This window comes from Pseudotabrizicola sp. L79 (assembly GCF_036553525.1).
Taxonomy (GTDB): Bacteria; Pseudomonadota; Alphaproteobacteria; order Rhodobacterales; family Rhodobacteraceae; genus Pseudotabrizicola.
In genome coordinates, this window is sequence record NZ_JAZHDA010000057.1 from 222005 (window position 1) to 240932 (window position 18928).

Consider the following 18928-nt stretch of genomic DNA (forward strand, 5'->3'; position numbering starts at 1 on the left):
TGTCTCACGGTCGATCAGTGTCAACTGCATGCGGTGAGCGCCATAGTTCTCCTGTAACTTGGTCATTTTCGACTTGGTGGACGGCCAAAACGTGGTCGCGAAGATTTGGTACTGAGTATTCAACTAGAAATTCCACAACGTTGTTTGCAGGCGAGCGGGTTACCGACCTTTCGGCAAATGGAAAATCCTCAATACGCTTGAAAGTCTCAATCCCGCGAGGTTGAGGTTTGAATATCGTTGATCCGCTGTTTATCGGACTTAGCCAGACTCGATCTCGACAGGCTTGCAGCAAACCAGCAGTGTCGATCGTCAAAACAGTCTGTGGTAGGTCACGGTACGCTCGCGCCTTCAGAAGACGCCAAATTCTTTTTCGGGAGAGCCAAAAAAAACTGTATGAGTTAAGTCTTGAATACCAATCGCCCGGCGTGAGCCCGCCTTGCAAGCACTTCTCCAATGCGCTGTCTGACATCGGCTTTTGATCGCGGATCACGGCACCGATCCGATCAGGATGTGCCAAAGGAACGGAAGCAGGTCGGCGCATTCGAAGCAAGCGATCCCTTTCCTCACCCTCGACCATATAGTCGTCAAGGAGCGCAGCCACGCTCATGAGCCCCCTTTCTCTGATCGCTGGCCAAGCGCCTTGGTGAGCCATGTGCCAAAGTCGTGGGTATTGTTCAATCAGTTCTTCTTCAGTCACAGTGTACCCTCGCGCTGTAGTACGCCGCCCACTGCAAATGCTTTGGACACTAATGTCACCGGGATACCGGTAATGCGTTCGATGCGACCTATAAACTCTAAAGCGCCTGTGTTCAGTGCGCCAAAGTGAGTCGCCGACCGGTTTTCGATACCAAAGTAGTCTGCGAAAGTTACGGCAATCTCGGTCGCACCATTAAGCTCTACAGATCGACGCAATTGGCCCCAGTCAAACTCGGCCAAGCGCCGCTGCTTTCCGGACACCGTTCCCTTCTCTGTCGCTTCAAGTTCTGCCATAGTTATCCCAGATCTAGCACTGAGTTCTTCATACGTTAGCTCTGTACCGATCCAGCCCGATGGTCCTCCAACCCTAATTGGATATGTACGCAAAACCATGATGACTTTGTTGACATGCTGTGGCGCTAGGCCAGCATCTGCAAGGCAGCCTGCGACAGATGTCTCGCGGGAAGTAACATGAGGAAATAGCCCATGGTGGAGGCTCAGCATGGTGCCTTGTGTTCCCTCGAGCAACACCCTACTGCCATCCTCCATCAGCTTGGCAAGGCGCTTTCGCACATTCCGAATGAATGGTTTCAGTTCGGCTACTTCGCCGGCAAGCTTAACCTCTGGGCCAAAAGTCTGGTTTCCACGGTTGAGAATTTTTCGTGCATTTGCAGAACCCACGCCTTGCCCAGTAGTAGAAATGCTCTTTAACCCCTTTGACTCAGTATTTCGGTCAAATTCATCAATTATCATTGCTTGTGGGTCTATTGATAAGTTTCCTCCATGCAGGTGGGGATGATCTTCTATTTCTTTCAGAATCTGAGGTAACCAAATTGTCGAACCCGCACCAATAAGAACTTCGGCGCTTTTGTTTGAACCTGTTCCTGAAGGAAGCTGAACATATTTGTATGCTGGCTCCGCAACACGGTGACCGGCATTGGGTCCGCCAATTCTCACCAAAGCATTGTAGTCCTTGGCGATATGGGAGCAAATATTCCCCTTCCCCTCGCTTCCGTATTGACCACCAACGATTACATCAACTAAGCCCGTCGCCAACTTTTTTGCAGTTGTGAGGCCGCGCCACGCTGCGGCTGCTCGCGCAAGCGTTTGCGCATCTTCATGGTCTGTATGAAGAACCAAGTCGGCGATCTTTGCTAGGTTACCAACCTCGCGCTCTGTTCCGTGGTTCGCTGCTTCTTCATATGTGGCAAATTCTCGGAGTTCGGACTGCCGCATCTTGTACCGACGCTCCAACTCACCTCGATCAGCTGTCAGATGCACGTGGAAGACAGCATCCCCGAACTTTTGGCGCAGCGCAGCCACCTGCGGGGCTATCCTAGCAGAGTCTAAGAGAGCGATGTCTGCCGAGAAGCCCTCTGACATTGCCTTTCCCACCGCATCTGCGACCCATTGACCTTCTGTCTCAACGTCCAGCCGATCACCAGCTTCTTGAAGTGCACGTCGTTCGTTCTCGCAACGCGTCACGTGCAAAATGTACTTGCGGGTTGAGACCCGGACAGCTCCCAAATCACGCTCAAGCGCAGCCGAAAACTCAGACTTACCGGCCCCGATCGGCCCTGACATCACCAGAATGCACTTCAACGAATCCACCTCCACTGGTTGAGCGTAGCGACCACCTCACACCAGATATTGTCATCTGCTGCAAGGTGTGCAACAAAATACTGACATCAGTTAGGATTCGTCGGGATGAACATGCTCAGGCCTGTGGTGGCAGTCTCTTACGCTAAGGGACCCAGCATTATGCTGTCTAGCGGCAAGATGTTTGACTTCCTAGACCCCCACGCCAGCGATTTTGACATCGAAGATGTGGCTCATGGACTCGCACATGTGTGTCGTTACGCAGGGCAATGCAGAGATTTTTACTCAGTCGCGGAGCATAGCCTGTTGGTATGCGACATGGTGAAAGACTATGCCTACGAGGCACTGCTTCATGACGCGGCTGAGGCGTTTATCGGCGACGTAACGCGGCCGCTGAAACAGCTCATGCCAGAGTTCAAACGGATTGAGGCAGATGTCGAAGATGCGGTAATTGATCGGTTTAAAATGCGTAGAGACTACCGCAAAGCCGTCAAGAAGGCAGACCTAAGCGTGCTTGCCGCCGAGCAGCTGCAGATCATGGCGCCAGGCTGTGCTGACTGGGCTCTCGAGGCGGGGATTGAACCTGCACCGATCAAGGTTCGTCATTTGACCCCATCCGAAGCAAAGCATGAGTTTCTTGTGCGATTTGAGAGACTTAGACCATAACGTGCGTCGAGGCTTGCACTTCTCATCGCTTGAAGGCCATCAATAGTCAGTTTCGACATAGAGCCCAGAGCAATCGTAAGCGACTGCCGCCGCTGTTGCTCCGTTGTTCATGAACAAGCGGGGCGACAGGAACTGCGTACTGGCTGGCAGGTCCGCCGTGATCTCCTGCTCAAAGACCGCGCCGGAGACCTCGTCGACGACGCGCACCCAGACAGAGCTGCCATTCGGTGGCGCTGCGATGAACAGGGTCAGCACGCCGCCGGTGGCGATACCGAAACTCGCGCCCAAGTCGGTCAGGGTCGGAGCCCCGGTGCCGTCGTTGGCCACGAGTTGCCAACGGGTGTGCGTCCCGCGCTGGAAGCCGATCCCGATGCAGTTGATGGCCGAGGCCAGCGTCAGGGTGGTGGCCAGCGCCGCCGTCGATCCGTAGAGGCCGAAGAAGGCCATCCCTGTCGCCTGCAGGGTGGTCAGCGAAATCCGCGTCACGAAGGTCCAGCCGCCGAGGCCTGCGGCATTGCCGCGCCAGCAGGCCCAGCCTGCGGAGCGCTGATCGGCCACCGAGTCCACGACCGCCGCAGAGGTCAGGCGCCAGCGGCGCATGGAAGCAGCAAGGTTCGTCGCGGCCAGCGTCGGGTGTGAAACGGTGCCGACCGAGGTGATCGGCAAGCCTTCGGTCGTGATCGTGGTGCTAACGGAGGGGGACCAGTTGGCGATGCGGTTCACCCCGAAATGCGGCTGGAGCGGAAAGTCCCGGCCAGAGGGGCGCATCACGTCGATCCACGGCGCACCGGCGCGGGTGCGCGCATAGACCGAGGCCTTGCCCGCGGGCGGCGGCGGCGGCGCGGCCGAGAGCCCCGGCAGGATTGTCGGCTGCGGCAGTTCCACTTGGCCGTTGGTCCGGTCAATGCGGATCGCGTCGTAGAAGGCCGACCCATCCGGGCTGACCTTGAAGCCGAAATCGTCATTCCCGAGCAACCCGATGAGGGCGCGGGCCGAGAACCCGGTCTTGAAGGCGAAGGCCGCGTCGTTCGCGGCCGCAGCCTTGTTGACGGTGGCTTCGATCCCGGCGCCTGCGTTGTTCAGGAGCACAGCGGGCGTGTTGACCGAGATGCGGTTGTAGCTGTCGGCCGTGGCACCGCCGAGGCCGAGCAGCTGCGCGGTCAGGTTTGCCTGCGGCATGCCGACCTGCGTGACGGCATTGGCGAATGTGACGGTGGGCGTGTTCACCACCGTGGTGCCGCCCGCCCCGGCGGTGGCCGAGCCGATATTGACGACCGTCGTCGATCCAGACGCGCCGCCCGTGCCGATGTTCACGGTCTTGGTCACGCCCGTCGTCGTGGCGCCGGTGCCCATCCCGTAGGTGGCGGTCGTCGTGGCCGTGCCGATGCTGGCGGACGCTGCCGAGACGGTGACCGTGCCCGAGGCGGTCAGAGTCCCCGAAAACGTCTTGTTGCCGGTGAATGTCTGTGTGCCTGCAAGGATCGCCAGCTCCGACGAGCTGTTGGGCAGAGTGAAACTGCGCGTCGTCCCGGCGCTGATGCCCGCCAGCGAGAAGGTCGCCCTCTTTGTGGGATCGGCATCGTTCACCAGGCTGAAGACCGCGTCCGACACGTCGCGCGGCTCGCCCACGACCTCCCAGGCGCTGCCTGTCCAGACAAGAAAGAGCCCCTCGGCTGCGACCCAGACCAGCCAGCCGGTGCGCGGCACCAGCCGGATCCACGCGCCGTCGACCCAGAAGGCGATGTTCAGATCCCACCCGGCCCAGAGGCCAGTCGCGCCGGAGGCCACAAGATGCCGGTTGCCGTCGGTGGGGCTGGCCGGGGGCGCGGTGCGCGTGCGGTCCAGGACCGAGAGCTGCACCATAGCATCGAGCAGGCGCAGGGCCTCGTTGTGGGTGACATGCTTCTGCGCCTGCGCCGCCAGAAGATAGGGCAGACCCAGGTGGGTGGTGGTGTCGGACATGGGAGTTCCCGTCAGAACTGGAGGGACACGGTCGCGGGTGTGCCGCGGCCGAGGCGGTTCGAGAGCTGGAAGATGCGGATCGCCAGCACCTGGCCGGGCGCGAGCGGCGCGCCCCAATCGGCGGTCTGCTGGGCGGGGGTATAGAGGACAGAGGTCGTGCTGCTGGTCAGCGTACGCTTGATCGCAGCGCCGTCGAGGATCTGGACGTCGTAGCTTTCCTGGTCTTCTGCGATCGGCACCTCGACCTGCTCCCAGGCATCGGCGACCAGCGCGCGGGATCTGCGCGTCCAGCGGATCGTCAGATCGCCGGGGCTGCGCGCCGTTCGCCATGGCTGTTCGACATGGACCGGCGCGAAGGGGACAAGGCCCCGCCCGGTCAGGGTAAAGGCCAGCGCGGCGTAGCTCGCATCGCTGACGGCGCGCGCGGCCGGGCCCACGCGCCAGTTCCAAGGCAAGCCGAGATCGGCCTCGGCGATGGGCAGCGAGGCCAGCGTGGTATCCAGAACCACAACTCGCGCGCCAGCCGGTGTCGGATTGCCCATGGCATGTTCCGTTCCGCGCTGGCCGCGCAGGAGGCGGGTCAGGCGGTACCGGCCGGGGGCGATCAACTCGGCTGCACCCGCTTGGACGATCTCCCACACCCCTGCTGCCGCCTCGACCGCCAGCGCATTGACCCCGCCGAACAGCGCGACGTCGGTCACGCTTTCCAGCGTGCCCGACAGCAGATCGACGACCAGTGCGTTGCCCAGATCGAAGCGGGAGGTTGGCCCGGGAAAGAAGTCGAAGGCCAGCGTACCAATCCGCGCGCGACGGCCGAAGGTGGTCAGCAGATTGTAGCCATCCGTCGAGGCGCTCCGGAACACCGCGATCTCACCCGGCCAGGGGCTGGCATGGGCGGCGATCAGGGGGCGATGGTCGGGTTGGTCTTCGCTGATCTGCGGAAGGTCCAGCATCACCACCTCCGGCGTGCCAAAGACGACGGGGCTGGCGAGCGAAGCGGGCCGCGGATCGCCGGGTGGCAGATCGTAGGCGGCCCGGTCTTGGCGCACCGCCTCGATCCCGCGCGCCTCGGCATCTGCGACCGAGACGAGGCGGAACTCGACCTCGCGGCCGTCATGCGCGAGCCGGATCACGTCGGCAGGGTCCAGCGCCAACCGCGAGGGCGGAAGGCGGAAGGTGGCGCTTTCCCGGCCGATCCAGGCTTCCATCAGCGCGCGGCGGCAGTGGCGTTCGGCCTCTTCGGGCGGAATGGCCATCGGGAAGGACTCGGACGCGATGCGGGTGGTGTCGACTGTGATGCGCCGCGCCTCGACCAGCGCCGCGTCGTAATCCTCATCCGCCCGCGCGACCTGCCACTTCAGGGCTTGGGGCAGTTCGGTCTCCTGACCACGGGTTAGTTCGAAGGCGTCGCCCTCACGGCTGGCCACCAGATCGTCGATGGCCAGCGTGGCGACCGAGGCGCGCCCGCGCATCACGAAACGGATCACGCCTTCGGTCTCGATGGCATCGAACCCAAAGTGCCGGGCCAAGGTGGAAATCGACGCGCGGGGGGACTCAAGGGCCCCGATCACATAGCCCTCGACCGCGCCCCAGAGGCCAGAGACGTCGATCAGGCTTTCCGCCAGCCCAGCGCGCAGGCAGAGATGCCGCACGAGTGCCGCCAGAGATACCGCGCCCAGCCGCCCGGTCAGCCAGTGACCGAGCCGCCAGTTCGGGCCATCGGTCCAGACGCCGGTCAGTTCGGGGAAGAAGGGATAGGGCCGCGCGTCCCAGGTCCAGGCGGCGCATTCCGGCACATGCACCATCCGGCCGCCGTAAACGGATGAGGTCGGGTTGTTCGCGGCATCGCCCCACCAGAGATAGCTGGCCTCCAAATAGGCACGCTGGATCGCGTCGTCGCGCCAGCCGCGGGAGAAGTAGGGCGTGAAGCTCTCCGAGGACTTCGGGTCGAAGAACACGTTCGGCTGGTTGGTGCCCCGGTCGATGGCAGGGCACCCCAGTTCGGTGAACCAGACGGGCTTTGATTGCGACACCCATGCCGTGGGCGTGCCGCTTTCCACCCCGCCCGGGCGGTTGAAATGCGGATTCGACCACCAGGCGCGCAGATCCTTGTAACGGAACACCCACGGTTTGCCTGTGGCACCGTCCGTGATAGGCGTCCGGATCTGGGCCGACCGGTCGGCGGCGCTGGCATAGAACCAGTCGAAGCCCTCGCCCCCGGCAATGTTGGCCTGCAGGTAGGCCCGGTCATGGATGCCGGGCCAGCCCTCGAGGGCGTCGGCATGGTCGAAACCGTCGCGCCAGTCGGAGAGCGGCATGTAGTTGTCGATGCCGATGAAGTCGATGTTCGCATCCGACCAGAGCGGATCGAGGTGGAAGAACACATCCCCGGTGCCATCGCCGGGCTGGTGGCCGAAGTACTCCGACCAGTCGGAGGCGTAGCCCACCTTGGTGCCCAGCCCGAGGATGGCCTTCACATCCGCCGCCAGCGCCTTGAAGGCGGTCACGGCGGGATAGGCGCTGGCGCTGGAGCGGATGGTGGTCAGCCCGCGCATCTCGGTCCCGATCAGGAACGCGTCGACACCGCCCGCCACCGCGCAGAGATGGGCGTAATGCAGGATCATCCGGCGCAGGCCCCAATCGCCGGAGGGCCCGGTCCAGCTGACGGTATCGCCCGACAGCGCGAACTGCGCCGGGGTGGCAGCACCGAAGAAGGCTGCGACCTGCGTGGACGCTACGGCGGTCTTGTCGGCGGTCCCTGCGAAGCCTGCCGCCGGGGAGCAGGTGATCCGGCCGCGCCAAGGGAAGGAAGGCTGGCCGGGTGTGGCGGCATTCGCGCTGTATGGGTTCGGTAGCGTGTTGCCGGGCGGCACGTCCATGAGCAGGAAGGGATAGAAGGTCACCCGCAACCCGCGCACCTTCATCTCCCGGATCGCCTGCACCACCGCAAAGTCGGCGGGCGTGCCGCCATAGACCGGACGGTCCTCGGCGTCACGGCTGACGAGATGAGCGGCGGCCCGTGCCACGCCGTTGACCGTCCAGACCTTGGGGCTGGTGACCTTCGTCGCCACTTCGACGCCGGGCTTGATCGTGCAGTTCCCCGCGCGCAGGTCATCGCCGAACCAGGCGACGACCAGGCTGACGCTCTCCACAGCCGGGGCCATGGCTTGCAGGCGGTCCAGCGCCACGACGATGTCGGCCTCGTCCGGCAGCGCGTTCTGGTTCTCGGCCGAGGTCGTGCCTCCCGTGGTCTGGCCGAAGACCGTGGTCGTGGCGCCCACGGTCTTCCGGACAGCCTCCGTCGCATAGGTGAACTCGCCCGAAGCGGGGATCATCGTCACCGCCTTGACCAACCCCTCGGCGGTATCGGGATCGGCCAAGGGCCGGAACACCTCGAAGCTGAGCTGCGGCAGGCGGTTGCCGTAGGTCGATAGCGGCAGTTCCTCGAAGACGACGTAGGCTGTGCCGCGATAGGCCGGGGTGTTGGCGGCCCCCATCTTGGCCGCAATGAACGGGTCAGGCGTCTGGGTCTCGTTGCCGGGATACCAGCGCCAGGTGATCCCCGACATGTCGAGCGGCTTGCCGTCGGCCCAGATGCGGCCGATGCCGGTGATCGGGCCTTCGCACAAGGCGACCGCAAAGCTGGCGTAGTACAGATACTCGGTCGTCTGGACCCTTCCGCCGCCACCGCCCTTGCCGCCACCCTGCGTGGTGGTCTTCGTCTCCTCGCGGAAATCGGTCGCCCAGATGATGTTGCCGCCGATGCGCATGCGCCCGTAGAGGCGTGGGATGATCGCGCCCTCGGTCGCGGAGGTGATCCGCAGGCTGTCGAGCCGCTGGCCCTCTATCTTCTGGGAAGGCGCCAGCGAGGACACGATCCAGCTGTCGACGACCGAACCGATGGTTGAACCGATGAAGCCACCGATCGCGGCGCCAGAGAAGCCGAGGATCGCGCCGCCGAAGGCCCCGCCGATGGCGGAACCGATGGCACCGAGGACAAGCGTTGCCATGGAAGAATCTCAGCGTGCGGGGAACAGGAAGGCGAAGGCGATGCGGCGTCGCCATGCAGGTGTTAGCGGTTCTTCGATCACGCCGAGGCGTTCATAGGCGTGCAGGAAGGTGTCAGGTCCGGTCAGGATGCCCACATGCTTGGCGATGGCGCGTGGCATCATCCGGAGCAGGATCAGCGCACCGGGCGGCGCATCTGCGGGTGCGATTTCCGGCATCATCCGTCGCGCCCCGTCCGCCAGCACCTCGCGCGGCCCGGTCTCGCCCCAATCGCGGCTATAGGGCGGGATCGGAAATGGCTCCGGCCCGACCACCTCGCGCCAGACACCGCGCGCGAGGCCGAGGCAGTCGCAACCGACCCCGCGCAAGCTGGCCTGGTCGTGATAGGGCGTGCCAAGCCAGGACCGCGCGACGGCGATGACAAGAGCGGGATCAGCGGTCCGGTGTGATAGGGTCACAGCACCGCTCCCTCGTGGCCGCCATCCTTGGTGGCGTAGCGCAGCACGGCGTCCTGCCCCGGTATGTGCGGGAAGCCCCGGAAGTTGGCGACATTGGCGAACTTCGTGCCACAAGTGGCGATCCGCTTGTCGCAACCCGCCCGGATGACGAACGCGTCCGTCGCCGTGATCGGTTGTACCGGCGCCTCGAGCAGGGTCAGGATCGCCACTCCGTCGACGAGGTCATGCGACAGCACTTCGGCCCGCCGCCCCGCGTTCGCGCCGCTGGTCCATTCGACCAGCCCGAAGGCGAACCAGCCCGCCGCGAAACTACCGAGGCCGGAGGCCGTGAAGGCCCGATCCCGGAGCACATCGATCACCGCGCCGCTGCCCTTGAAGGCTGGGGCCTCGAGGTTCACCCCGCAGCGCGTATCGCCCAACGCGGCATCGCAGCTCGCCTGAAACGTCCGCCCGACCGTCTGGCCGAGGATGTGGGCAAGGCTGCGAACTTCGGCCACGAAGGCGAGCCGCCCGCGCCTGATCTGGCCGATGGCCCCGCGGCGCAGGAGCCCGCGCTGCGCCGGTGCCGACCAGTTCACCCGCCAGACCTCGACTGCTGCATTGTCCCATCGGCCGTCGAGGATGTCGGTCTCGGTGATCCGGTCGGAAGACAGCACGCCTTGGGCATCCTGCGCATCGACGGAAAGGTCGGAGCCGGATCGCACCTCTGACGCCGTGAGCCCGCTTTCCGGTTCGAATTCGGTGCCGTCGAAGGTGAGCGTCCGGTCGTGGTCGGTGAAGCCGAAGGTCACGCCGTCCGCCCGGGTGATCCGCCAGCACCAGGCGAGCGTCGTCGTGCCCTCGTCGAGATGGGCCTGCAGCGCGGATGAAAGGGACTTCATCTGCGCCCCCAGCCGCGCCAGAGCGCGATCGAGGCCAGTGCCGAGGATACGACACCACCGGCCGCGCCGGTCAGGGCGTAGAGGTTGAAGGGCCTGAGGTCGAAGGTCCCGGTCGCCAGGTCGAAATCCGCCAGCCCCGCCATGGCGAGACCGGAGGCGACGAGGCAGGCGAGATAGACGAGGCCGCGGGCGAAGGTCCAGTTCATGTCGTTTCCTTTCCGGTGATGAGGCTGGCAAGTCGCTGCCACCAGGTCGGCGCTGTGATGGATTGGGAGGGAGGCGGCATCGGCGTGCCGCTCGGGCGCAGCAAGGCCAGCGCCTCGGCCTCGCTGAGCCGACGGATCGGTCGCGAGAAATCTACCCGGCCATTGCGGTCGACCGACCAGACCGGGATGGTGCCGGTCGGGTATCTGCCACGGGCGAAGAGATCGCGCTCGGCCTCGCGCCGGGGCCGAATGTCGGCAGGACGCAGCCAGCCCATGAAGGCCGCCGCGGCTGCCCTGCGGTTGCCCGCGTTCAGGTGGCGTGTCAGCGCGGCCTTGGCGATGCCACCCGTGTTGTAGTGGAAACTGACCAGCGCATCGAACTCGTGGGGTTCAAGCGGCACCTTCACCGCGCGCAGGACCTCGGCCTCGTAGGCGGCGAGGTCGGTGCGAAAGAGCTGGAACGCCTCGCGGATCCCGGCATTGAGATCAGCTGGCATCCCGCGCGGCATCCGGGCCGGATCGGGCGGCCCGGCCGCAGCCGTATGGCCGATGCCGAAGGTCCAGACGTCCTTCACGTCGAGATAGGCTCCGGGCACGACGCCTTCGTGCCGGATCAGGGCGAGAAGCCCCCGGTCGGTGGCCTGCATGGCGATGGTCCTTCTGGAGAAATCAGGGGGCGTCGTGGCGGCGTTCGAGCGCGGCGGTCAGCGCCTCGATCCGGGCGAGGATGTTGGCGATCCGCTCGTCGATGACGGCGATGCGCCGGTCGGCCTCGACGATCTGGCGGTGGTAGAGCGGAGAGGTGGAGAGAAGCTCGGCCACCCGCGCCTCGAGCGAGGTCAGGCGGGTGTTCTGCGTGCCCGCCCACCAGATCGCGGCCCCGCCCTGCGCCGACAGCGCGAGGGCAAGGCTCAGGTAGGCGGCCAGTGCGCCCATGCGCACGGTCGTGGGTTCCGACATGGGATCGGTCCTTCAGAGGCGGAGTTCGACGAGGGGGATCGAGGTGATCGACCCGAGACGTTCGAGATCGAGGGTGACGTCGAGGGCGTCGGTGTCGAAGCGGACGGGGACGTCGAATTCGAAGCCCGCGGTGATGGCCACGCCTGCCGCGGGGGCGGTGGTGAAGGTCACCAAGCCCGTCGCGGTCGAGACCGACCAGCCGGAGGCCTGGGGCGTGCCGTTCAGGGCGATGGTCACGGTTCCCGCGACAGGCTTGGTGATGGCCCGTGCCCAGGACTGAGCGCCCGAAGTGTAGCGCTTGGTCAGCTGAAACAGGGTGGCTGACCCGTTGCCAGTGCCAATCGGCTGGTTGGTCGGCACCGGTGTCTGAGATGGCATGCAGGACTTGAAGTCGGCCCAGTCCTTGAAACGAAAGCCGTGGAGACGGCCATTGCGGGCCTCGAAGAAGGCCACGACCGCGGCCAGATCGTCGGCGCGGCGGATGCCGTAGGCGACATCATAGCGGCGGCGGCTGTTAGCCCAGCTGGCGTTGCGCTCCTCGGCCCCGCTCGCCAGCTCGACGATCTGGGTGCGGCGTTCAGGTCCACCGCGTGCCCCGCGGCTGATGTTGTCCGGAAACCGGACCTCGTGGAAGGCCATCACATCCCCCTCCGACCCAGCGACACAGCTCGGGCGATGTCGCTCGCGACCTGCGTGCGCGACTGCCGGAAACTCTCGGCGTCGCGGGCGTTGATCGTGACGTTGACGGTGGAGGCAACCGACTGGCCGTATCCCGCCGCTTCCCTGCGCGAGAGGACCCGCTCCCCGCGTTGCAGGATCGCTGGCACCTCGTCGGGCCGCAGCCCAGCCCAGCCGCCATTGTGCACGCGCGGCGCACCGGCAAAAGCCAATGCCGGGACCATCCGGCCGGGACCGGGGGCGCCGACCATCCCGCCCGCATGCAGGATGTTGGCGAAGGTGAGCGGGGACCGTGGCCCCAGTGGGGCCGCGTAAGCCCCGCGAACGCCCGCCCCGCCCAGCGCGCCGGAAAGGGCGTTTGCGATGGGACCGAGGATGAAGCGGCGCGCGGCCAGCTTCGCAAGATCGGCGATCATCGAGGTCACCAGATCGCGGAAGTCGAGTTTGCCGGTCTTCACGAAGTCACCGATGGCGTTCTCGGCGCTCTGGAAGGCCCCGACCAGCGCGCTGCCGATATCCCCGCCAATGTCGCGCGCCTTGGCGGCATAGTCGGCGAGTGCGGCGGTGACGGCCTGCCAGCCGGAGAGCGCCGTGTCCGCGCCGTCGGCCGCTGCCGCCCCCGCGTCGCGCGCAGCACCGCCTGCGCCTTCGGCGGCGCTGGCCGTGTCGTTCAGCCCGGTGGTTAGGGCATCGGCCGAGGCGGCAGCCTCGGCGAGTGCTGTCTCTGCTTCGGCCCCCGTGCCGGTCACCGCTTCCTTCAGCGCCTGCCAGCTGGCGAGCGGCCGACCGGCGGCGTCAGCCAACATCCCGGCCGCCTCGCGATAGCCGTCTGCCCGGGCGCGGGCATCCTCAGCCATGGCACCGAGGCCAAGATCGGGCGGTTCCAGATAGATGCGTGCCAGCGCAGCCGAGAAGGCATCTGCGGCGGCGGCACCAGCAGCGGTCGCGGCCCCCTCAAACGGGTTGCCGATGCGCTCCAGTTCCACCGGATCGAGAGTGCCGATCCGCACGCCACCTTCGCCGGTGGCCCATTCGGGCAGCAGCGCGAGGGCCGCGTTCAGCGTTTCGATGAAACTGTTGATGCGCGTGACGACGCCGTTCAGCATCGCCTCGACGCCGGAAATCAGGCCATTCGCGGCCTGAAAGGCGAAGTCGCCGATGGCCCCCGGCAGATTTCCCCAGATCGCCACCGCCGCGTCATAGGCCCCTTGGAAGATTGCGGCCGTCCGGTCGCCGAAGCTGACGACGCCTGCGATGGTGCCCTCGAGGGCCGAGAGACCGGCCGCCTTCAGCCCCTCCCACCCGGCCGCCATCCGCGCGAGGGCAGCGTCCAGCGACAGCCCGATACGGGACCAGACCTCGCGGGCCAGATCGCCGAGCAGGCGGAAGGCCTCGCCCACGCCGCCGACACGGGCGACAAGCTGCGAGAACTGGTAGACCAGCTCGCCCGCGCCGACGATCAACGCCCCGATGCCGGTGCGGATGAGGGCACCGCGCAGGAACACGAGCGCCGTTGCGAGGCCGCGAACCGACAGAGCAGCGGCCGCCAGTCCTGCTACCCAGCGCCCGGCCATGACGGCGGCGAAGGTTGCGGCATAGGACGCCAGCCTTCCAAGGTTGCCGATCAGCGTGTCGATGGCCGAGCGCAGGATGCCGCCATCGGAGGCCAGTGCGACGAAGGCATTGGCAAGCGCCTCGATGGTCGGGGCCACGGCGACCGCGATGCGGTTGCGCAGACCGTCGAAGACCAGAGAGACTGTGCCCAGCGCGAGTTGGGTGCGACGCAGAGCTTCCAGCGCGTCGCTATCCAGAACGGCGCCGAGGTCGGAGGCCTGGTCGCCCAGCCGCGCCATCTCGGCCCCGCCGTTGCGCAGAAGCGGCAGCAAGCGCGTGGCGTCCGAGGCCATGGCCTCGAGATAGAAGGTCATCTCCTGCTGGCTGAGACCGGCGCGTTCCAGCGTGTCGACGTAGAGCTGCAGCGCCTCCGGCCCCGACAGCCGCGCGAACTGGTCGGCCGTGACGCCCACGCGCGGGGCGACGTTCTCGAAGAAATCCGCCATCGGCCCGCCGCCGGTCTGCAGGAAATCCCCGACCCGGTCGTTCACGTCCTTCAGGATGTCGGCGAGCTTCTCCTGCTCGATCCCGACCGTCCGCGCCCCGGCCGACCAGCGCTGGAGCGCCTCGGGCGTGGCATTGGCGACCTGTGCGAACTGTCGGATCTGCGCGGCACTCTCGGCGGTGGATCGGACAATCAGGCCGAGCGAGGCTGTCGCGGCGGCAGCGGCGGCCCCGAGGGCAAAACCGGCTCGGCGCGCAAAGGCGGCCAGGCGGGTGTTCGCCAGTTCCATCTCGCGCGACAGGCGGCCGAGGCCCTTCGCCCCAGCCTCGCCCACGCCCTCCAGTTCGGCGCGCACCTGGCGGCCGCCGACGGCGGCGAGCCGGACGGAGACGCGTTTCTCGGCCATGGGATCGGGGCTCCGGTTGGAGTGGTATCAGTCGCGGTTCGCTGCGATCTGCTCGTTGACGCGGCGGACCATCACCGCCTCGAGGGCGGGCAACAGCTCGGCGATGGCAGGCGGGGAGATGCCGAGGGCGGCGCCCAAGGCCAGCGCCGCGCCCATGTCCCAGCCGATGACCGCACCGGGAATGACGCGCATCTGCCCGCCAAGGCGCTGCGCGAGATCCCAGACTTGAGCGCCCTCAAGCGTCAGCGGCCGGTTCAGCCGTGCGGGGCAGTCGGGACAGGTTCCTGCACATGCCGCGCAGTAGCCTTCGCCCCCGCCGTAGGACCAGTCGGCAAGGGCGCAGAGGCGTTTTTTTCCGCGTCCAGCAGGAGGGCTTTGGCGACGTACAGGGTCTGGAACGCCTCGAAGGCAGGCCAGATGTCGAGAAGCGCATCGATGGCCTCGGGGCTCGGATCGATGGGAGTGCCATCGGCATCGCCGATCCCCTCCCATGCGAGGATCGCGCGCCGGGCCAGCGCCTTGGCCATGGCGAGCGCGGCTTCCTCGGTCGCGGCCCCCTCGGGCAGGTCGGCAATCGGGGGATCTCCCCGCGCCGAGACCATCAGGGCCGTGGTCAGCGGGCGGAGCTTCACACGCACGCCGGGAAGGAGGTCGCACCACTGCGGCGCGTTGGTGAGGTCGAGGGTCAGCATGACGGGCGTTCTCAATAGGTTGCGACGGTGTTGACGAGGACGGCGGTGCACATGCGGGCGGGGCTTGTGGCCTTGGCCGCCTGCCAGTCGAAGGTGGCCTGGATGCCCTGCGGGCCCGGGATCTCGATCCGGGGGCGCGGCAGGTAGACGGCATGCGCGGTGAAGGTGAAGCTGGCGTTCGCGCCGAGGCTCCAGGCGAAGACCAACTCGCACGACGTGCCGTCGATGGCCTGCGTGATCAGCGTGGTGTCGGCAAAGCGTACCTCCACCCGGCCCGTCAGCGCGGCCATGCCGGGGTCGGCCCCCTCGATGCGCCCGTCCGAGCGGATGGTCTCGATCCGGTCGAGGCCGTTGGAATAGGTGACCTCGGCCGAGATGACATTGCCGAGCGGCGTGCCATTGCGAGTGATCGCCCCGTTGAAGTGCCCGAAGCGCTGCAGCGCCAATGCAGTGGGCGTGCCAGCGGCCGTGGCCGCCGCGACGGTCTCGCCCTGTGCCACCAGCCGGGCGGTCGCGGTCAGCAGGCCCGACCGCGCCATCTGCCACGACAACTGATCGCAAACGCAGCCGGTGTACATGGCGTAGCGCGGCACCTCAGGCATCGCCGTCTCGATGGCCATGCTGGGCAGCGTCCAGTTGCCGGACTGGAAGGTGTGGGTCTTGGGCGTCGTGCCGGTGGTCGTCGGCTGACCGAAGGCCGCTTTCAGCCAGAGGCCGAAGTTCTCGACGTCAATCGGCACCACGACATCGCCATCGGCGGTAACTGCGTCCTTGATCGGGGCCAACGGGTCGCGCCCCTGGCCCAGCAGTTCCGAGGCGATCAGCGGCTGTTCGGAGCCGAGTGTGGTGCTGGCGAAGGGCACCGTCCGATAGCCCGAGGCGGGCGCGGTGCCATAGACGGTCTCGAACGCAAGCGCCATCTGCGCCCGCGCCCCATGGGCTCGTGCCATCGTGTACTCCTATCGTGAATGGGGTTAGGCCAGCGGATCGGCCGCGGAATAGTGCAGGTTGACCGGGATCACCGCCGCCTTCAGACTGGCGGCACCCTCCACGGCCAGATCGACCGGGCGCGGTGCCTCCGCTTCGACCCAGTCGCAGAGACCGCCCAGTGTCCGGTCGGCGGCAACCGCCGCGCCGATGCTGGAGCAGAGCGTGTCGAAGGCAGCGTCACGCGTGGCACCCTGCACGACCGCCTCGATCTCGGCGCGGTGCTGGTAGTGGTAGCGCAGCGGCGACAGCGTCACCTCGGGCTCCCCCGGCTCGCCGTCGCGCAGGATCAGGAGGCCTGCGGTTGGCACGCGCTCTGGCAGCACGTCGCCGCGCAGGGCGGTGGCGGGCAGCGCCATAAGCCGCGCATGCAGCGCGGCGAGGATGGTTTCGCGGGGGGTGGGCATGTTTCCGCCTTGGTACGTTAGCGGTTTGCACCGTCAGAGAAGTTCCCTGAAGCTCCCGATCTTCAGTCTGAAACGGTGGTTCGTCGCCCAATCGTCCTTGATGGCGTCAGCGACCTCTACACTTAGCAAACCTTCGACGATCATTTGTCTGGTCAGGTCGACCGTGCCGAGAACGACCAAGCCATCGCTGATGCGGCGGGCTTCATTCGCAGCACGCCTGTCATCCAGCGCGACGCCGGCCCCAATCGACACCGCATGTGCGATCGTCGCACTTTCGCCGATACCAAGGCGATGCGTACCCGTGAGCTGTCCAAACATCTCCAAGGCTGCATCGCTCTCCACCCGGCAAACTTCGCAGCATCCTGCGGTCAACGCAGCTTCGAACCGCGCCAATTGGTCCCCATAGACCTCCGTGATTTCGCCGACGGCATGGTCTGTCACGAGGAACTGCGGTGAAAGGTTCCGGATCAGATCCATCCGATCGATCCGGAGGAAGTTCACCAGCACAGAGGTGTCTGTGACGAGGACAACGGGCGGAGGATTCAGCATGTTGGACGTCACTCAGCTCGCGCGGCCTCAGCAAGTTCGAGCAACTTGCGCCCATCGACGCCGATGGTCTTACCCACATCCAGAAGGCGTCCTCGCGAAATCTCGCCCAGCCGATAAGCCTCAAGGGCCAGGTGAGCCACGCGGCTCCGAAGCTCTCGGGTTCCTCTCTTGTTGCTGACTGGCGCCTCAATATCCTCGAAGAGGTCCAAGGCCCGCAGGTAGTCCTTTCCCGCTTCCTCTTGCTCGGGAGACAACAGCAGGTCGCTTTCCGGCTGATTGATGTGGCGCAGGCTCTTCAGTCGATAGACCGCCGCCTGATAGCTTGCGCCGAACCTGTGCGCGATAAACGCGACGTCTTGAAAGCCGATCGTCTGGGAGCGAGGTGCCGGACGCAGCTGGCCCTGTATGCTTCCACCGGTCGCCACATCAAAGACGATCTGATCGGTACGTGCAGGCTGACCCTTGCCGAGCTGTCGCAGCTCTTCCTCGAGACCGGCCTCCGGAAGCAGGAAGGCTGCGGCGAAAGCGTTCGCGCGCTGTTCTATGCGCTCACGGCTGTTGTCGGCGCTGCTCACGCCAACCACACGGTCGCGATCAAGAAGGGCATGCGCATACTCATGCGCTAGTGAGAAACGCTGGCGCGCACGCACATGCGCCGCATTCACGAGCACTGCCATGCCAATGCTCGGATGATGCAGGAACAGTCCTGACATGGTGTGAGGAAGATCCACCACCGATGCCCAGATCCCCTGATCGCCCAGCAGTCCCGCCATGTCGGCAATCGGAGCGCTCCCAAGTTCGAGGCGTCTCCGTTCCTGTTCAGCGACCCGCTCGCCCTGAGCGACAGCTTCCCCGGTCGATCTTGGTACTGGCTCACGGTACGCAGGCGGCCCATCGCGCTCTTCACGCCCGAGCAACTCTTCCAAACTGACACCTTCACGGCAGATCTGCACGCAGCGGTCTACCTCGATCCGGATTTCCGGAGTTGCATCGATGCCAGGTGCAATCCGATGCAGCGCCACTACTACGTCTTCATCAGCGTCCGGAACGTCTGCGAGGAACCAGCTGACTGGCCGACGATAGAGGTCCGCCAGTCGCGCAAGTTCCATGGTGGATACCGCGCGGTTCCCTCCTTCGATCTGCGTGACAGCCGTACGGGGAAGGCCAAGAGCTTCAGCCACTTCACCCTGACTGATTGATGCGAGTTCTCGTGCCTCCCTCAGTCGACGGGACAATTCGATGCGATTCATGACGGGTTCCTCGGTGTGCATGTCGGGCTTCTCCCGGCCCTTGCATGGGCACAAGATAGGCTGCCAGAACCATAACGTCAAATTCTTACTTGAACGTTCGATTGTCACACACCACATCGTCGGCATGCCACCGAAAGGAGGTGATGGAAATGGCAGGCAAGAACCAGCACGTGGTTCGGCGCGAGGACGGTTGGGCAGTCCTTGGCGCTGGGAACAACCGCGACACGGCGCGTTACGGCACTCAGGCCGAAGCAATCAATCGGGCCACCGAGATTGCGCGCAACCAGCAGAGCGAAGTTCTGATCCACGGACGTGACGGCCGGATCCGCGAGCGCAATAGCTACGGAAACGACCCGTTCCCGCCCCGCGGCTGAGAAACGCGCGGAGGACCTTTATGGTCCTCCGCGCGACCACTCGCGCCTCAGAACTGCCCCTCCACCCAGTTCGCCACAATCAGCCCCGGC

General features: G+C 65.5%; 19 protein-coding genes. 2 read left to right on the forward strand and 17 right to left on the reverse strand.

The window, feature by feature from the left end:
* Positions 1–4: 4 nt before the first annotated feature.
* Entirely contained in the window at positions 5–697 is a 693-nt protein-coding gene (locus V3C85_RS19315) for a DUF7002 family protein (protein ID WP_331797213.1), read from the reverse strand.
* Positions 694–2280: an adenylosuccinate synthetase gene (locus tag V3C85_RS19320; protein ID WP_331797215.1), complete on the reverse strand. Its 1587-nt coding sequence runs from the start codon at positions 2278–2280 to the stop codon at positions 694–696. The genes V3C85_RS19315 and V3C85_RS19320 overlap by 4 nt, the downstream gene beginning before the upstream one ends.
* A 333-nt stretch (positions 2281–2613) precedes the next feature.
* Between V3C85_RS19320 and V3C85_RS19325 the strand changes: the two genes are divergently transcribed.
* A complete protein-coding gene (locus V3C85_RS19325) occupies positions 2614–2961 on the forward strand; it encodes a hypothetical protein (RefSeq protein ID WP_331797217.1) in 348 nt (115 codons plus the stop codon).
* A gap of 39 nt (positions 2962–3000) precedes the next feature.
* Here the strand turns inward: V3C85_RS19325 and V3C85_RS19330 are convergent, their stop codons facing one another.
* The 15 genes from V3C85_RS19330 to V3C85_RS19400 form a co-directional block, all read right to left on the reverse strand.
* Positions 3001–4923, reverse strand: a complete 1923-nt coding sequence (locus V3C85_RS19330) for a DUF2793 domain-containing protein (RefSeq protein WP_331797218.1) — start codon at positions 4921–4923, stop codon at positions 3001–3003.
* 11 nt (positions 4924–4934) lie between these two features.
* Positions 4935–8933 (reverse strand): baseplate multidomain protein megatron, encoded by a 3999-nt coding sequence (locus V3C85_RS19335; protein WP_331797220.1) that lies wholly within the window; start codon positions 8931–8933, stop codon positions 4935–4937.
* A gap of 9 nt (positions 8934–8942) precedes the next feature.
* Positions 8943–9389, reverse strand: a complete 447-nt coding sequence (locus V3C85_RS19340) for an NlpC/P60 family protein (protein WP_331797222.1) — start codon at positions 9387–9389, stop codon at positions 8943–8945.
* Positions 9386–10270: a DUF2163 domain-containing protein gene (locus tag V3C85_RS19345; protein ID WP_331797223.1), complete on the reverse strand. Its 885-nt coding sequence runs from the start codon at positions 10268–10270 to the stop codon at positions 9386–9388. Before V3C85_RS19345 ends, V3C85_RS19340 begins: the two co-directional genes overlap by 4 nt.
* Positions 10267–10476, reverse strand: a complete 210-nt coding sequence (locus tag V3C85_RS19350) for a hypothetical protein (RefSeq protein WP_136646700.1) — start codon at positions 10474–10476, stop codon at positions 10267–10269. Before V3C85_RS19350 ends, V3C85_RS19345 begins: the two co-directional genes overlap by 4 nt.
* A complete protein-coding gene (locus V3C85_RS19355) occupies positions 10473–11123 on the reverse strand; it encodes a lysozyme (RefSeq protein ID WP_331797227.1) in 651 nt (216 codons plus the stop codon). The genes V3C85_RS19350 and V3C85_RS19355 overlap by 4 nt, the downstream gene beginning before the upstream one ends.
* A gap of 22 nt (positions 11124–11145) precedes the next feature.
* The gene (locus V3C85_RS19360; protein WP_331797229.1) at positions 11146–11436 is read right to left on the reverse strand and encodes a hypothetical protein; all 291 of its coding nucleotides are present in this window, start codon (positions 11434–11436) and stop codon (positions 11146–11148) included.
* A 12-nt stretch (positions 11437–11448) separates the two neighbouring features.
* Positions 11449–12075 (reverse strand): DUF2460 domain-containing protein, encoded by a 627-nt coding sequence (locus V3C85_RS19365; protein WP_331797230.1) that lies wholly within the window; start codon positions 12073–12075, stop codon positions 11449–11451.
* A complete protein-coding gene (locus V3C85_RS19370; RefSeq protein WP_331797231.1) occupies positions 12075–14579 on the reverse strand; it encodes a phage tail tape measure C-terminal domain-containing protein in 2505 nt (834 codons plus the stop codon). The genes V3C85_RS19365 and V3C85_RS19370 overlap by 1 nt, the downstream gene beginning before the upstream one ends.
* 27 nt (positions 14580–14606) lie before the next feature.
* On the reverse strand, positions 14607–14771 hold the full coding sequence (locus V3C85_RS19375; RefSeq protein WP_187644699.1) for a DUF7697 family protein: 165 nt from the start codon (positions 14769–14771) through the stop codon (positions 14607–14609).
* A 62-nt stretch (positions 14772–14833) separates the two neighbouring features.
* Entirely contained in the window at positions 14834–15271 is a 438-nt protein-coding gene (locus V3C85_RS19380; RefSeq protein WP_331797234.1) for a hypothetical protein, read from the reverse strand.
* Positions 15272–15282: 11 nt separating this feature from the next.
* The gene (locus V3C85_RS19385) at positions 15283–16221 is read right to left on the reverse strand and encodes a phage tail tube protein (protein ID WP_331797236.1); all 939 of its coding nucleotides are present in this window, start codon (positions 16219–16221) and stop codon (positions 15283–15285) included.
* Positions 16222–16245: 24 nt separating this feature from the next.
* Positions 16246–16665, reverse strand: coding sequence for an acyl-CoA transferase (locus V3C85_RS19390; RefSeq protein ID WP_331797237.1), 420 nt, complete (start codon positions 16663–16665; stop codon positions 16246–16248).
* Between the two features lie 33 nt (positions 16666–16698).
* Complete coding sequence (locus tag V3C85_RS19395; RefSeq protein ID WP_331797238.1) at positions 16699–17214, reverse strand: hypothetical protein; 516 nt, start codon at positions 17212–17214, stop codon at positions 16699–16701.
* Between the two features lie 8 nt (positions 17215–17222).
* Complete coding sequence (locus V3C85_RS19400; RefSeq protein WP_331797239.1) at positions 17223–18464, reverse strand: helix-turn-helix domain-containing protein; 1242 nt, start codon at positions 18462–18464, stop codon at positions 17223–17225.
* Positions 18465–18613: 149 nt separating this feature from the next.
* Here V3C85_RS19400 and V3C85_RS19405 point away from each other — a divergent pair, with 149 nt between their 5' ends.
* Positions 18614–18838, forward strand: a complete 225-nt coding sequence (locus V3C85_RS19405; RefSeq protein ID WP_295017495.1) for a DUF2188 domain-containing protein — start codon at positions 18614–18616, stop codon at positions 18836–18838.
* Positions 18839–18928: the final 90 nt, after the last annotated feature.

Coding starts and splice junctions, on each gene's coding strand:
- V3C85_RS19360 (WP_331797229.1), bottom strand. CDS start 11,436: ATGTCGGAACCCACGACCGTGCGCATGGGCGCACTGGCCGCCTACCTG.
- V3C85_RS19370 (WP_331797231.1), bottom strand. CDS start 14,579: ATGGCCGAGAAACGCGTCTCCGTCCGGCTCGCCGCCGTCGGCGGCCGC.
- V3C85_RS19380 (WP_331797234.1), bottom strand. CDS start 15,271: ATGCTGACCCTCGACCTCACCAACGCGCCGCAGTGGTGCGACCTCCTT.
- V3C85_RS19390 (WP_331797237.1), bottom strand. CDS start 16,665: ATGCCCACCCCCCGCGAAACCATCCTCGCCGCGCTGCATGCGCGGCTT.
- V3C85_RS19355 (WP_331797227.1), bottom strand. CDS start 11,123: ATGCAGGCCACCGACCGGGGGCTTCTCGCCCTGATCCGGCACGAAGGC.
- V3C85_RS19335 (WP_331797220.1), bottom strand. CDS start 8,933: ATGGCAACGCTTGTCCTCGGTGCCATCGGTTCCGCCATCGGCGGGGCC.
- V3C85_RS19350 (WP_136646700.1), bottom strand. CDS start 10,476: ATGAACTGGACCTTCGCCCGCGGCCTCGTCTATCTCGCCTGCCTCGTC.
- V3C85_RS19325 (WP_331797217.1), top strand. CDS start 2,614: ATGGTGAAAGACTATGCCTACGAGGCACTGCTTCATGACGCGGCTGAG.
- V3C85_RS19385 (WP_331797236.1), bottom strand. CDS start 16,221: ATGGCACGAGCCCATGGGGCGCGGGCGCAGATGGCGCTTGCGTTCGAG.
- V3C85_RS19345 (WP_331797223.1), bottom strand. CDS start 10,270: ATGAAGTCCCTTTCATCCGCGCTGCAGGCCCATCTCGACGAGGGCACG.
- V3C85_RS19400 (WP_331797239.1), bottom strand. CDS start 18,464: ATGAATCGCATCGAATTGTCCCGTCGACTGAGGGAGGCACGAGAACTC.
- V3C85_RS19330 (WP_331797218.1), bottom strand. CDS start 4,923: ATGTCCGACACCACCACCCACCTGGGTCTGCCCTATCTTCTGGCGGCG.
- V3C85_RS19365 (WP_331797230.1), bottom strand. CDS start 12,075: ATGGCCTTCCACGAGGTCCGGTTTCCGGACAACATCAGCCGCGGGGCA.
- V3C85_RS19320 (WP_331797215.1), bottom strand. CDS start 2,280: ATGTCAGGGCCGATCGGGGCCGGTAAGTCTGAGTTTTCGGCTGCGCTT.
- V3C85_RS19395 (WP_331797238.1), bottom strand. CDS start 17,214: ATGCTGAATCCTCCGCCCGTTGTCCTCGTCACAGACACCTCTGTGCTG.
- V3C85_RS19375 (WP_187644699.1), bottom strand. CDS start 14,771: ATGCGCGTCATTCCCGGTGCGGTCATCGGCTGGGACATGGGCGCGGCG.
- V3C85_RS19405 (WP_295017495.1), top strand. CDS start 18,614: ATGGCAGGCAAGAACCAGCACGTGGTTCGGCGCGAGGACGGTTGGGCA.